Raw genomic sequence first — 12,570 nt, 5'->3', positions numbered from 1 at the left:
CGGCAATCATGAAGGCGTTGTCAGCCCTGCCTGCACACGTGCGTCAGTACCTGCTGGTTACCGGCAACTACTGGGCCTTCACCCTCACCGACGGTGCGTTGCGCATGTTGGTGGTACTGCATTTCCATACGCTGGGCTACACGCCGCTGCAGATCGCGGCGCTGTTCCTGTTCTATGAAGTGTTCGGCGTGATCACCAACCTGGTGGGCGGCTACCTCGGCGCCCGCCTGGGGCTCAACCGCACCATGAACATCGGCCTGGGCATGCAGGTGCTGGCCTTGCTGATGCTCACGGTGCCAGCAGCCTGGCTGACAGTGCCGTGGGTGATGACGGCCCAGGCGTTGTCCGGCATCGCCAAGGACCTGAACAAGATGAGTGCCAAGAGCTCCATCAAGCTGCTGGTGCCGGATAGCCAGCAAGGCACCCTCTACAAGTGGGTAGCCATCCTCACGGGCTCGAAAAATGCACTCAAGGGTGTGGGCTTCCTCCTCGGCGGAGCGCTGCTCGCACTGCTCGGGTTTACCTTGGCGGTGCTGGCCATGGCGACGGTACTGGCATTGATCTGGGTCGGCAGCCTGATCCTGCTGAAGAAGGACCTGGGCAAGGCCAAGGCCAAGCCGAAGTTCCGCGACATGCTGTCCAAGAGCCGGGCCATCAACATTCTTTCGGCCGCACGGCTGTTTCTCTTTGGCGCCCGTGACGTCTGGTTCGTCGTGGCATTGCCGGTGTACCTGACCACGGCTTTTGGCTGGGACTTCTGGCTGGTCGGCGGCTTCCTGGCTGCATGGATAATCGGCTACGGCATCGTCCAGTCGCTTGCCCCCCACATCACTGGCAAGAAACGCGGCCAGGTGCCCGACGGTCGCGCGGCTTTCATCTGGGCCATCGCCCTTGCCGGGCTGCCGGCGCTCATCGCCATGGGCCTGTCGGCAGGCTGGTCGGCCCAGGTGATGGTGCTTGGCGGGCTGATGCTGTTCGGCGTGCTGTTCGCCGTGAATTCGTCACTGCATAGCTACCTGATCGTCAGCTATGCCAAGGAAGACGGGGTATCGCTGGATGTGGGCTTCTACTACATGTCCAACGCGCTAGGGCGGCTGGTCGGTACGCTGCTTTCCGGCTGGGTATTCCAGGCTTACGGGTTGGAGGCCTGCCTGTGGATCTCCACAGTATTTGTTCTGCTGGCAGCACTGATATCGAGTGCATTGCCAAGGCATGCCAGCGATTGCAATTGACCCACTCAGCGTGTGCCATAGAATCGCGCCCCCAGAAACCTGCTCTCCAGCACGACAAAGTCAGGGGGCCGCTCGGTAAAGCGGCCCCATCGGCGGATACCTTGGCGTTCAACGTTCTCGGTTCTATTCGCTCAACAACTGGATGATTGTCTTGCCCTTGGCGCGGCCTTCTGCGACCTGGCGGAAGGCATCGTTTACCTCGTCCAGTGCGAACCGTTGCCGATCCACCCGGATCGTCAGTTGCCCCGCATCTGCCAACTCGGCCGCCTCGCGCAGGATTGCGCCATGGTGTTCGCGGCCCTGGCCCGTGAGCAACGGGGCCAGGGTGAACACCCCCGAATAAGTGGCGCTTCTGAACGAGAGCGGCGCAAGACCGTGCTCGCCCCAACCAAGGCAGCTCACCACGTGACCGGTATAGGGCTTCACCGCCTTGAATGATGCATCCAGCGTGCTACCGCCCACAGTGTCATAAACAATGTCGAAACCTGCCCCTGCGGTATGTTGCTCGACGTAGGACTCTACGCTCTGCGCCTGGTAGTCGATCGCCGTAGCGCCCAGTGAACGTATGAAATCGAGGCTGCCGGCCGAACCGGTGGCATAGACTTTGGCCCCGCGAGCTCTCGCCAGCTGGATGGCCATCTGGCCTACCCCACCTGCACCACCGTGAACAAGCACGGTGTGGCCAGCCCGGACATTGGCTCGATCAACCAGACCTTCCCAGGCGGTGATGAACACCAAAGGCAAGGCTGCTGCCTCGTGCATGCCCAGAGTGTGCGGTTTTGCTGCGATCAGCCGGGCATCCACGGCGATGTATTCGGCCATGGTGCCCTGGGCCCCGCCGATTCCGCCGGCCATGCCGAAAACCTCCTGGCCGAGCGTGAAGCCCTCTACCGCCTCGCCCAGTTCGACGACCGTACCGGCCAGATCCAGACCAAGCACCGCTGGCAGCGCCTGACGGGCATGCGCCCCTGCACCAGAGGCAATCTTGGTATCGAGCGGGTTTACTCCAGCGGCGTGAACGCTGACAAGGACCTGGCCTCTAGCGGTAACCGGGCGAGGAATGCGGCGAACGACCAGTGGGGCTTGGGCGGACTCGGCGATGGCGGCAAGCATGGTCTGACTCATGACGGATACCTCTGTTCAGTGGATGCATACAGGTTGCGCCCCCTCACCCATTCCGATAAGAAGCTGAATTTTCATATTACTCATTCCCAGTAGAGGCCAGGTGGCAATGGATCTGTTCGACAGCATGCGCATCTTCGTACGCGTCGTGGAGCGTGGGTCTTTCTCGGCAGTGGCCCGGGAGCTGAACATGGGGCAGCCGGCAATCAGCAAGCAGGTCCGTGCGCTGGAGCAATACCTGGGCGGGCCAGTATTCGCCCGCAGCACCCGCCACCTGGCGCTGACCGACCAAGGGCAACGTTTCTACCGCCACTGCCAGGAAATTCTCGGTCAACTCGAAAGTGCCACACGCAGCTTTGCCAGTGGCCAGGAGCAGATAGCGGGCCCCCTGCGCGTCGCCGCACCGGTCAGCTACGGACGCTTGTGCATAGCGCCTCTGATCGGGACTTTTCTGCAGCGCTATCCCGATGTGCGGATTGACCTCCGGCTGAACGATCACAACGAAGACCTGCTCATGGAGAACATAGATGTGGCGATCCGGATAGGCGTAGTGAAAAACGAGGGCCTGGTGGCGGTACCGCTCGGCAACACCCTGCGGCAGGTATACGCCTCGCCTGCCTATCTGGAACGCCACGGCCTGCCACTGGAGCCTGGCGAACTGGCAGACCACAACTGCATCGGCTTCACGTTGCTGGAGCATTACGATCGCTGGCGCTTCACACGGGGGTCGGACGCGTTCGATATCGCCATCACAGGCAACGTCACCAGCAACAGCAGCGAGGCCATTCGGGAAATGGTGCTGTGCGGTTTGGGCATCTCCCTCTCCCCACAATGGCTTTTCAAAGCAGACGTTGAACGCGGCAGCGTGTTAAGCGTGCTTGACGATTACAAAGCCACGGCACTGCCCGTCAGCGCGGTGTTCAGCCGCGAGCGGCGACATTCGGCACGGGCGATGGCCTTCATCGACTTTCTGCGCGAGCACCTGCACGGTCTTGCGCAAGAGCCGTAGGCCTGCGTCAGTCGGGTACACAGGCGTGGAGCAACGTCAACAAACAATCTGGCCCTGCTCATTTTGGACCGGCTTCGCAGTGATGAGAAACGCAGCCGTCTCAGCGCTTGAAATGTTCCCGGATAATGTCCGCGAGGCCAGAAACGGAACGACTGGCATCCTCGACCGTCTGCAACCGCACGGCGAACGCGGGCAGTGTCGGTAACCCACATTCGGGTGCAGCCAGGCTGATATCTTCAGGAACGAGACTTTGCAGCCATGGCGTAACCGCCAGCCCGTTGCGAACCATGGTCAACGTGGTATCGACCGACGCATTTTCAAATACCACCTTTGCCACGATACCTGCTTCGCCAAGACACCGGAAAACGGTGTCGCGAAAGGCGCAATTCGCCGTCAGCAAGCACAGAGCCAATGGGCGCCGTGCCGATGCGGTCTCGTTGCCCAGCCACACCAGCTGATCAACAGCCAGGCGTTCGCCCAACTCGACATCAACCGGGCCTTGGCTGAGCACCAGATCGAGTTCGCCCGTGGCGAACACCTGGTCGAGGTCCACGGACGAAGCACTGAAGATCTTTACCTCGGCCTTGGGGAAGGCATCACCGCACGCCTTCAGCACGGGAGCAAGCGGCGCGCCAGCCATATCGAACGGGAGCCCGAGACGCACCGGGGCGTCTGATTCCCTGGCCCCGACACTGGCGCAAAATGCATCATGCATCTGCAGCAGGCGGCGAGCGTCGGGCAACAACGACCTCCCCTGCCAGGTCAGGCTACTGCCTTGAGTGTCACGCATCAGCAATGGGCAGCCGAGGAATGCCTCCAGTCGCTTGATTCGCTGGCTGACAGCCCCTTGTGTCAGGTGCAGCCCTACCGATGCAACACTCATGCTTCCGGTATCCGCCACTTCGACAAAGGCCCTGAGCAGCGCCAGATCAAGGGTGTGGTTCTTGTTCATGCCAGGCCATTAGCAGTGTTAATACCGGTATTGTAATTCGTCGCTACGCAAAAGCCACGCGCCGCTCTAGATTGCAAGCCTCAGACTGACTTGCAGAAGGGAGTACGCGCATGATCAACACGGTGGACAGCATCAACCTGCAACATGAACTGGATACGCTGACCGGATACTGGAAGCCCAAGGTCATCGGCCGCGTCAACAACCATTTCATCAAGATTGCGAAATTGAAAGGCGCGTTCGTCTGGCATGCCCATGAACATGAAGACGAAATGTTTACGGTGGTCTCTGGCACGCTTCGCATCGAGCTCGAAAGCCGCACCATTGTCCTGAACGCAGGAGAATTCTGCGTGATTCCAAAGCAAATGCGGCACCGGCCGATTGCCGAGGAAGAATGTGCGGTCATGCTGATCGAAACGGATACCACCCTCCACACCGGCGCAGAGACTTCATTACTCACGGTTTCGATAGAGGAGCAGTTATATCCGGCGTAATTCAGTCAACCGCGGTTCACGCCTTCAGGCGCACCGCGCAAATCGCCGGTGCAGGGAGAAAGCCGCACAGGGTCACTGTGCGGCGGGTTCAGTCACTTTTTGATGATGTTGTGTTCCGGACCGTACGGGAACTTGGTGATGTTTTCACTGCCGTGCTCATTGACGATCAGGATGTCGTGTTCACGGTAACCGCCAGCTCCCGGCAGGCCTTCGGGCAGCATGATCATCGGCTCGATCGACACCACCATACCCGGCTCGAGTACGGTGTCGATGTCCTCACGCAACTCCAGGCCTGCCTCGCGACCATAGTAATGGCTCAGCGTACCGAACGAGTGGCCGTAACCGAACGTACGGTATTGCAGCAGATCGTGCTCCAGGAAGATCTCGTTCAGCTGCAGTGCGATGTCGCTGCAACGCATGCCGGGCTTGACCAGTTCAAGGCCAGCCTCATGCACCTTGACGTTAACCTCCCACAGGCGCAGGTGCTCATCGGAACAGTGGTCCAGGAAAAGCGTACGCTCCAGTGCGGTGTAATAACCAGCGATCATCGGGAAGCAGTTGAGGCTGAGGATGTCGCCCTTGTTGACCTTGCGCGAGGTCACCGGGTTGTGGGCGCCGTCGGTATTGATGCCCGACTGGAACCAGGTCCAGGTATCCATCAGCTCGGAGTCCGGGTAGGTGCGGGCGATCTCACGCACCATCGCCTGGGTAGCGTGCAATGCCACTTCGTACTCAGGTACCTGGTCACGCAGGGCCTCCACCACTGCAGCGCCACCGATGTCGGCTACCCGGGCGCCCTGGCGGATGATCGCGTGTTCTTCAGCCGACTTGATCATGCGCATGCGCATGCACGGCGCGGCGATGTCCACCAGCTCGGCCTGCGGGTAACGGCTGGCCAGTTTGTCCCGGTTCATCAGGTTCAGGTGGTCGAACTCGATGCCGATGCGCCCGGCCTTGGGCAGTGCCTGCTGAATCGCGACGAAATAGTTATCACGCTGCCAGTCGGTGTAGATGATGTTGTCGGTACCGACCGTACGGCGCCATGGCTGGCCACCATCGATGTTGGCACTGATCGACACGACGGCTTCCTGAGTGACAACCAGTGCATAGGGGCGACCAAACGAGCAGTACAGGAAGTCGCTGTAGTAGTTGATATTGTGGTAGGAGGTAAAGACCGCAGCATCGATATTGTTTTGTGCCAGGTAAGTGCGCAACTTGGACTGACGGTTGGCATATTCCTGTTGCGAGAACGTCGGTTTGACTTTTTCGCCGTTCTTGATCTGAATGGTTTTTGGCATTTGCATGTTTTTTATTCCTTGTAGTTAACAGCGGAGAAACTTGTTTATCGGTGCCACTGGTGACCATTCGACCAGATAAGCCGAATGCTTTTTTGCGCGAATCCGACCCGTAAATGACCAGATCCGTCGCCCTGCAAACGAGGCCAAACACCGCAAAGGCGACGCATAATCCGAGGCGCCAGCGCAATCAACCGATAGTGAGGATTCAGTGGGGTCGGTGCGCGAACAAGCGCTCGAGAAGCTGCCGCGAAACGCCGATCAGCGTTGCCAGTTCGCTGACTCCAAGCAGGTGGGATGTAGACGGCGGGAACAAAGCCAGGGTCTTCTTGACCTGTTCCGAAACACTGGCCGGTGCATGCACACATTTGATCTGGCCGACAGGCAGGTCTGCGTGATCGTCAACGGTGGGCAACCACCACGTCATCTGTTTTGCCGCACACCGCACCTTCGGCCCCGATACACGGTGGCGCAGATGCTGGGTGCCTGTGTGTGAACGCATTTCATCACCCGGGCAGACAATGAGTATATCCAGCGGTTTTGCCTGGCTCAGTTCCACGGTGGCCGTGGAAATGCCGTTGCTGGCCTTCAACGGCCGGCCGCCAAGGCTGATGATCTGCCACTGGCATACTTCGCACCGGGCAACTTCATTGGCGATGCGCAACGGCTCCAATGCGGCGGCTAATGCATAGAAATCAAACCCTTCACTCAACAGGAAACCAATGCGCACTGTGCTTGCCAATGGCTGGCCCACTTCGGTCAATTGCTGCATGTACTACCTCCAACTTTACCCACGCAGCGTCTACTGCGAACAGTAATATTGTCCCGGTAGTTGCTTGGCCAGATATGTCAGATTTCGACCCCTAATTGCCAGGCAGAATGGGCAAGCAAATCACTTCGTCCGACATGAACGTTTCCGCCGCCCCTGAACTCGTGAATCAACGCATGCCGTGACCTACGGGATAGAGCCACGGCAGCTTTTGTCAATTCCAGGTCGGAAACTGACAATTCCAGCCGATGGCGATCTGATCAAATTGGGACATCTGCTACTGCTGCAAACCGGACGAGCTTTTGCAATTACAAGAACATAGAGAGACCACCCGATGAACGATAGCGTTGTAATTGGCGAACTCACCTGGCCCGAGTACGCCCGGCGTGTTGCATCCGGCAGCCCGATATTCTTGCCTGTAGGCGCCCTGGAGCAACACGGCCACCACATGTGCATGGAAGTGGATGTACTGCTACCGACCGCGCTGTGCAAGGCCGTAGCGCGCAATGTCGACGGCCTGGTGCTCCCCGCATTGGCCTACGGCTACAAGTCGCAGCAAAAATCGGGCGGCGGAAACCACTTTCCCGGCACCACCAGCCTGGATGGCGCAACACTGACACATACCATCCAGGACATCATCAGGGAGCTGGCCCGGCACGGCGCGCGTCAGCTGGTGATGATGAACGGGCACTACGAGAACTCCATGTTCATCGTGGAAGGCATCGACCTGGCGCTGCGCGAACTCCGTTATGCCGGCATCACCGATTTCAAGGTCGTGGTCCTGTCCTACTGGGACTTCGTCAACGCGCCTGAGGTCATCCAGGAACTCTACCCTGACGGATTCCTCGGCTGGGACATTGAACACGGTGGCGTCTTCGAGACTTCGTTGATGCTGGCCCTGCACCCCGAGAAAGTCGACCTGACCCGTGCCGTCGATCATCCGCCAGCCACCTTCCCCCCCTACGATGTGTTCCCGATCATTGCCGAGCGCACGCCGGCGTGTGGAACCTTGTCATCGCCAAAAGGCGCCAGCCGCGAGAAAGGCGAACTGATTCTGCGTGTCTGCACCGAAGGCATCAGCAACGCTGTCCGCGAGGCATTCAGTTAAGCGCCGCAACACCGCATTGATCTACCAGAGCACGATTCGCATTAGCTGTTAACCCGCCATCTATAACAACAAGGGTAATGATAATGTCCAGCCATTCAACTCTGGCCCCCGGCCTCAAGCAGCGCCACGTCACCATGCTCTCGATAGCCGGCGCTATCGGTGCCGGCCTTTTCATCGGATCGGGGCATGCAATTGCAGCGGCCGGCCCAGCGGCCATCCTGGCCTACATCATGTCCGGCACACTGGTTGTGCTGGTCATGCGCATGCTCGGTGAAATGGCAGTTGCTTCCCCTGATACCGGTTCGTTTTCCACCTATGCCGAACGCGCAATGGGTCGTTCGGCCGGTTTTACCATTGGATGGTTGTACTGGTGGTTCTGGGTGCTGGTCATTCCCATCGAGGCAATTGCCGCAGCGGCAATCCTGCATGCCTGGTTCCCCGCGATCGAAACCTGGGAATTCGCACTGGCCGTTACTGCCCTGCTGACCTTGACCAACTTGTTCAGCGTTGCGCGCTACGGGGAGTTCGAGTTCTGGTTCGCCATGCTCAAGGTCATCGCCGTACTGGCCTTCATCGCCCTGGGTGCGCTGGCCCTGACCGGCGTGGTGCCAAACCTCAGCGTCAGTGGCGTGGCCAAGCTGAGCAACGACTTCGGCGGTTTCATGCCCAACGGCATGGCAGCGGTGATTGGCGCCATGCTGACCACGGTGTTCAGTTTCATGGGCACCGAAATCGTCACCATCGCCGCCGCAGAATCCAAGAACCCCTCCAGACAGATCACCCGCGCTACCAACTCGGTCGTGTGGCGCATGGGCATCTTCTACATCGTCTCGGTGTTCCTGATCGTCTCGATCGTGCCCTGGAACGACCCCATGCTGGTGCAGGTCGGCTCCTATCAGAGGGCCCTTGAGCTGATGAACATCCCTCACGCCAAGATGATCGTGGATGTCGTCGTGCTGATTGCCGTGGCCAGCTGCCTCAACTCGGCAATCTACACCGCATCGCGCATGGTCTACTCGCTGAGCAGACGTGGCGACGGCCCTGCCGTTCTCCAGCGCACCTCATCGGCCGGTGTGCCATTCGTCGCGGTCATGGCCAGCACCGCTGTAGGCTTCCTTACCACCGCGTTGAACTACTTTGCGCCGGACGAGGTGTTCTCCTTCCTGCTGGCGAGTTCCGGTGCCGTGGCACTGCTGGTCTACCTGGCCATCGCGGTATCGCAACTGATCCTGCGCAAGCAGATGGCTCGTCGAGGTGAGGTCATGGCCTTCAAGATGTGGTTGTTCCCCTGGCTGAGCTACTTGGTCGTCGCCTCCATCATCGGGATTCTGGCAATGATGCTGATCATGCCCGGCCACCGCATGGAAGTAATGACAACCGGCGCGCTGGCAATTGCCATCGTGTGCATGAGTTCGATCTTCTCGCCCAGGAAGCGCCCACTGCCCCGTGTCGCAACCAAATCGGCCTGAGGCTGGCTCAGCCGCTTCGCCCTGCGAAGGCTATGCGTTCGCAGGGTGTCGCCTTTTTGCGTCAAACCGAAAACAGGGGGCGAATATCGGCCAGTGCGCACCCTGTAGCCTGATTGCTGCGTGTAGTATGCCGCCGCAGGCTTGGAGCCCTTTTACACAAAAAATTGCCTGTATCGGGAGACAGGCGCTGAACACGTCATCTTGCATTGTAGGAGTCGTATTGATGGCTACGCCGAGATCCTCCCCGCTGGCCACGGGTTACCCTGTCGATGCCCCCACACCCAAGATCGTCGGGTTTCTGGTGATCCCCAATTTCACCACCATCGGGTTCGCCTCTGCGGTGGAGACCTTGCGCATGGCTAACCTGGCTGCGCGCAGGGCCATGTTCCAGACACTCATCATCGCCGCCGACATGGAGCCGGTGAGCGCCAGCAACGGCATGCGCATCCTGCCTGAATACACCATCAAGGATGCGCCCAAGCTGGACATGCTGTTTGTGGTAGGGCCAAACCCCATCGTCTCCGACCACAATACCCGCGCCATCCTGAACTGGCTGCGCAAGCTCGCCCATGACCAAGTGGCATTGGGTGGCATTTGCACGGGTAGCCATTTGTTGGCGCGTGCCAATCTGCTCACGGGTTACCGTTGCACCATCCACTGGGAAGATATCGAAGCGCTGAAAGAGCGCTTTCCCGGGATCATCATTTCCAGCCAGTTGTTTGAACTTGACCGTGACCGGTACACCAGCTCGGGTGGAGTGGCATCAATGGACATGTTCCTGCAACTGATCGCACGCGAACCCGGCGGGCGAGAGATTGCCGAACATGCGGCCGAATTGCTGTTGTGCGACCGCGTTCGCAGTTCGCAAGAGCGCCAGCGCGTGCCCCTGCGACAGCGGCTAGGGACGTCCCAACCCAAGCTCAGCCAGGTAGTCAGCATCATGGAGGCCAATCTCGAAGACCCTGTGACCCTGGAAGAACTGGCGCAGTTGAACGACATCTCAGTTCGGCAGTTGGAGCGCCTGTTCCACAAGCACCTGCAAAGTACCCCTAGCCAGTACTACCTTGAATTACGCCTGTCGCGCGCCCGGCAACTGTTACTGCACAGCGAATCGCAAGTACGGGATATCGCCCTTGCCTGTGGTTTCGTTTCGCCGGCGCATTTCTCCAAATGCTACAGCCGTTTCTTCGGCGTCTCTCCCATGGGTGAACGCAAGCAGGTTGCCGCGGCTCAGTGCTGATCATCGACGAATGCAACGAAGCGTCGGTGAAACAGGGATCGCAAGTGACCGCTTTGAACCGTTAGCTGCCCTTGCCAAGGGCGGCTAACGGCCAAAGGCAGATATCGCTGAATCAGCCCTTCAGGCACTGAGCAGTGCTTCGAGCTCGCCCTTTTGATCGAGGCGTTTCAGATCATCAAAACCGCCCACATGGATACTCCCCACAAAGACCTGCGGCACGGTCCTGCGCCTGGATCGCAGCAGCATCTCGGCCAGATGGTTCGGCGAAGCCTCGATATCGATTTCCACGGCACTGACCCCCTTGTGCGCCAGCAGTCGCTTGGCGCTCACGCAGTAAGGGCAGTGTTGGGTGGTATAGATTGTCACTTGGCTCATGTCGGTTGCCCTCCTAGTGTGCCGACGGCGGGAAGTCGATATCGGTGGTGGCGATGTTGTTCAGGTAGTTGGTCAGGGTCAACAGCGTGACCTGTGCCACCACCTCCACGATCTTGCCATCGCTCAGACCGGCCTCGCGTGCTGCGGCGACCTGATCGTCATTCAATTGGCCACGGCTTTCGGTGATCTGATGCGCCAGCGCGGCGACCGCGCTGAGCGTGCCACTACGCGCCTGGCTAATGGCCTCATCGCTCAAGCCGGCTTTGGCACCAAAAAAGCTGTGTGCGGCCAGGCAATAGTCGCAACCATTGATTTCCGAGGTGGCAAGCGCAACCACTTCACGCTCCGCGGCGCTCAGTGAGCTCTTGCCCAGAGCCTGGGCGAGGCCCAGGTATCCATTGAGAGCGGCTGGGGAGTGAGCCAGGGTCTTGAAGGCGTTGGGTATGAAACCAAGGCCTTTCTGAATGCCTTCCAGCGCAGTGCGCGAGCCAGCAGGGGCCTGGTCCAGCGAGAGAGCAGCGATACGAGTCATGGTAGTTTCTCCAGTAGGGTGATTAACCAGCTTGTCGATCAAGCCTGGAGTCAATACTAGGGAAGACGACTATCCTTTCGGCTTCAGATCGTCGAATCTATGCAACCGATCGTCCAAACCTGAGCGCCCAATGGACCGACTATCGACACTGCTCAAGCACTTCAACCTGCATGCGTCCACCTTCCACCACGGTGGTTTTTGTGGAACGACCCGCTTTGATGGGCAGCAAAGTTCCGGCCACGCGCACCTGCTTCGTTCGGGTCGCCTGACCTTCAGTGACAAACGTGGTCAGCTCATGGAGCTGGCGGAGCCAAGCCTGATACTTGCGGTACGTCCGCAGGAGCATCAGTTGCTGGCGATCGAAGCAGACGAAGCGGAGTTGGTGTGCGCCACCTTGCAGTTCGATGGTGGCGCCAACAATCCGCTGACCCAGGCCTTGCCGGACTTCATCATCAAGCCGTTGGGCGAATTGCAGGGCCTCGATGGCACCCTCGAATGGCTGTTCGAAGAAGCCTTCGGCGACGAGTGTGGACGGGATGTCATTCTCAATCGGCTGTTCGAGTTGATGGTGATTCAGCTACTTCGCCATCTGATCGCCAGCCGCAGCATTGCTTCGGGGATGATGGCCGGGCTGGCCAATGCACAGCTGTCCCGTGCGCTCGTGAGTATCCATAACGAGCCACAGCACAATTGGACCGTGGCAGAGTTGGCTGACCGCTCAGGCATGTCGCGCGCGAGCTTTGCTGCGCACTTTCGCGAGACCGTGGGTATCACTCCTGCCGATTACCTGGCGAACTGGCGAATCAGCCTTGCCCAGAAACGGCTGCGCGAAGGCCGCCCCATCGCCCTGATTGCCGATGAGGTCGGCTACGAAAGCCCGTCTGCGTTGGCCCGCACCTTTCGCCGCAAGGTGGGTGCAAGCCCGAGGGAGTGGCTACAGCAGAGCACGCATGATGCCTAGCCGAGAGACCGCTGC

Annotated in this window: 13 protein-coding genes; 7 read left to right on the top strand and 6 right to left on the bottom strand. The window is 59.4% G+C overall.

What is annotated here, in order from left to right:
• Nucleotides 1-8: 8 nt before the first annotated feature.
• Nucleotides 9-1,232, top strand: a complete 1,224-nt coding sequence (arsJ, locus tag M1D87_RS11790; RefSeq protein WP_123084364.1) for an organoarsenical effux MFS transporter ArsJ — start codon at nt 9-11, stop codon at nt 1,230-1,232.
• Nucleotides 1,233-1,355: 123 nt separating this feature from the next.
• On the opposite strand, the gene M1D87_RS11785 is transcribed toward arsJ, so the two are convergent.
• Nucleotides 1,356-2,357 (bottom strand): zinc-dependent alcohol dehydrogenase family protein, encoded by a 1,002-nt coding sequence (locus tag M1D87_RS11785; RefSeq protein ID WP_232880848.1) that lies wholly within the window; start codon nt 2,355-2,357, stop codon nt 1,356-1,358.
• A 106-nt stretch (nt 2,358-2,463) separates the two neighbouring features.
• On the opposite strand from M1D87_RS11785, the gene M1D87_RS11780 reads away from it, so the two are divergent.
• Nucleotides 2,464-3,363, top strand: a complete 900-nt coding sequence (locus M1D87_RS11780; protein ID WP_123084366.1) for a LysR family transcriptional regulator — start codon at nt 2,464-2,466, stop codon at nt 3,361-3,363.
• A gap of 100 nt (nt 3,364-3,463) precedes the next feature.
• On the opposite strand, the gene M1D87_RS11775 is transcribed toward M1D87_RS11780, so the two are convergent.
• The gene (locus tag M1D87_RS11775; RefSeq protein ID WP_123084367.1) at nt 3,464-4,315 is read right to left on the bottom strand and encodes a LysR family transcriptional regulator; all 852 of its coding nucleotides are present in this window, start codon (nt 4,313-4,315) and stop codon (nt 3,464-3,466) included.
• 110 nt (nt 4,316-4,425) lie between these two features.
• On the opposite strand from M1D87_RS11775, the gene M1D87_RS11770 reads away from it, so the two are divergent.
• On the top strand, nt 4,426-4,806 hold the full coding sequence (locus M1D87_RS11770; protein WP_061302417.1) for a cupin domain-containing protein: 381 nt from the start codon (nt 4,426-4,428) through the stop codon (nt 4,804-4,806).
• A 92-nt stretch (nt 4,807-4,898) separates the two neighbouring features.
• Here the strand turns inward: M1D87_RS11770 and M1D87_RS11765 are convergent, their stop codons facing one another.
• Nucleotides 4,899-6,110, bottom strand: coding sequence for a M24 family metallopeptidase (locus tag M1D87_RS11765; RefSeq protein WP_013972218.1), 1,212 nt, complete (start codon nt 6,108-6,110; stop codon nt 4,899-4,901).
• A gap of 199 nt (nt 6,111-6,309) precedes the next feature.
• Entirely contained in the window at nt 6,310-6,873 is a 564-nt protein-coding gene (locus M1D87_RS11760; RefSeq protein ID WP_123084368.1) for a type 1 glutamine amidotransferase family protein, read from the bottom strand.
• A 331-nt stretch (nt 6,874-7,204) separates the two neighbouring features.
• On the opposite strand from M1D87_RS11760, the gene M1D87_RS11755 reads away from it, so the two are divergent.
• The 3 genes from M1D87_RS11755 (at nt 7,205) to M1D87_RS11745 (ending at nt 10,687) form a co-directional block, all read left to right on the top strand.
• A complete protein-coding gene (locus tag M1D87_RS11755) occupies nt 7,205-7,978 on the top strand; it encodes a creatininase (protein ID WP_013972216.1) in 774 nt (257 codons plus the stop codon).
• Nucleotides 7,979-8,061: 83 nt separating this feature from the next.
• On the top strand, nt 8,062-9,447 hold the full coding sequence (gene gabP, locus M1D87_RS11750) for a GABA permease (protein WP_039612831.1): 1,386 nt from the start codon (nt 8,062-8,064) through the stop codon (nt 9,445-9,447).
• A gap of 223 nt (nt 9,448-9,670) precedes the next feature.
• Nucleotides 9,671-10,687 carry a GlxA family transcriptional regulator gene (locus tag M1D87_RS11745; RefSeq protein ID WP_085719761.1) on the top strand — a complete coding sequence of 339 codons (1,017 nt, stop codon included), beginning with the start codon at nt 9,671-9,673 and terminating at the stop codon, nt 10,685-10,687.
• Nucleotides 10,688-10,807: 120 nt separating this feature from the next.
• Here the strand turns inward: M1D87_RS11745 and grxC are convergent, their stop codons facing one another.
• Together grxC and M1D87_RS11735 are read right to left on the bottom strand one after the other, a co-directional pair.
• The gene (grxC, locus tag M1D87_RS11740; protein WP_123084369.1) at nt 10,808-11,062 is read right to left on the bottom strand and encodes a glutaredoxin 3; all 255 of its coding nucleotides are present in this window, start codon (nt 11,060-11,062) and stop codon (nt 10,808-10,810) included.
• A 13-nt stretch (nt 11,063-11,075) separates the two neighbouring features.
• Nucleotides 11,076-11,594, bottom strand: a complete 519-nt coding sequence (locus M1D87_RS11735; protein WP_003256746.1) for a carboxymuconolactone decarboxylase family protein — start codon at nt 11,592-11,594, stop codon at nt 11,076-11,078.
• Nucleotides 11,595-11,724: 130 nt separating this feature from the next.
• Here M1D87_RS11735 and M1D87_RS11730 point away from each other — a divergent pair, with 130 nt between their 5' ends.
• Complete coding sequence (locus M1D87_RS11730; RefSeq protein ID WP_123084370.1) at nt 11,725-12,555, top strand: AraC family transcriptional regulator; 831 nt, start codon at nt 11,725-11,727, stop codon at nt 12,553-12,555.
• Nucleotides 12,556-12,570: the final 15 nt, after the last annotated feature.

It is taken from the genome of Pseudomonas sp. SA233 (assembly GCF_054792385.1).
Note: the sequence above shows the minus strand (reverse complement) of the source record. Positions and strands in the feature narration are given on the sequence as shown.

What these genes read in the sequence shown, in the direction of transcription:
- arsJ (WP_123084364.1), top strand. Translation starts at nt 9, where the DNA reads ATGAAGGCGTTGTCAGCCCTGCCTGCACACGTGCGTCAGTACCTGCTG.
- M1D87_RS11785 (WP_232880848.1), bottom strand. Translation starts at nt 2,357, where the DNA reads ATGAGTCAGACCATGCTTGCCGCCATCGCCGAGTCCGCCCAAGCCCCA.
- M1D87_RS11780 (WP_123084366.1), top strand. Translation starts at nt 2,464, where the DNA reads ATGGATCTGTTCGACAGCATGCGCATCTTCGTACGCGTCGTGGAGCGT.
- M1D87_RS11775 (WP_123084367.1), bottom strand. Translation starts at nt 4,315, where the DNA reads ATGAACAAGAACCACACCCTTGATCTGGCGCTGCTCAGGGCCTTTGTC.
- M1D87_RS11770 (WP_061302417.1), top strand. Translation starts at nt 4,426, where the DNA reads ATGATCAACACGGTGGACAGCATCAACCTGCAACATGAACTGGATACG.
- M1D87_RS11765 (WP_013972218.1), bottom strand. Translation starts at nt 6,110, where the DNA reads ATGCAAATGCCAAAAACCATTCAGATCAAGAACGGCGAAAAAGTCAAA.
- M1D87_RS11760 (WP_123084368.1), bottom strand. Translation starts at nt 6,873, where the DNA reads ATGCAGCAATTGACCGAAGTGGGCCAGCCATTGGCAAGCACAGTGCGC.
- M1D87_RS11755 (WP_013972216.1), top strand. Translation starts at nt 7,205, where the DNA reads ATGAACGATAGCGTTGTAATTGGCGAACTCACCTGGCCCGAGTACGCC.
- gabP (WP_039612831.1), top strand. Translation starts at nt 8,062, where the DNA reads ATGTCCAGCCATTCAACTCTGGCCCCCGGCCTCAAGCAGCGCCACGTC.
- M1D87_RS11745 (WP_085719761.1), top strand. Translation starts at nt 9,671, where the DNA reads ATGGCTACGCCGAGATCCTCCCCGCTGGCCACGGGTTACCCTGTCGAT.
- grxC (WP_123084369.1), bottom strand. Translation starts at nt 11,062, where the DNA reads ATGAGCCAAGTGACAATCTATACCACCCAACACTGCCCTTACTGCGTG.
- M1D87_RS11735 (WP_003256746.1), bottom strand. Translation starts at nt 11,594, where the DNA reads ATGACTCGTATCGCTGCTCTCTCGCTGGACCAGGCCCCTGCTGGCTCG.
- M1D87_RS11730 (WP_123084370.1), top strand. Translation starts at nt 11,725, where the DNA reads ATGGACCGACTATCGACACTGCTCAAGCACTTCAACCTGCATGCGTCC.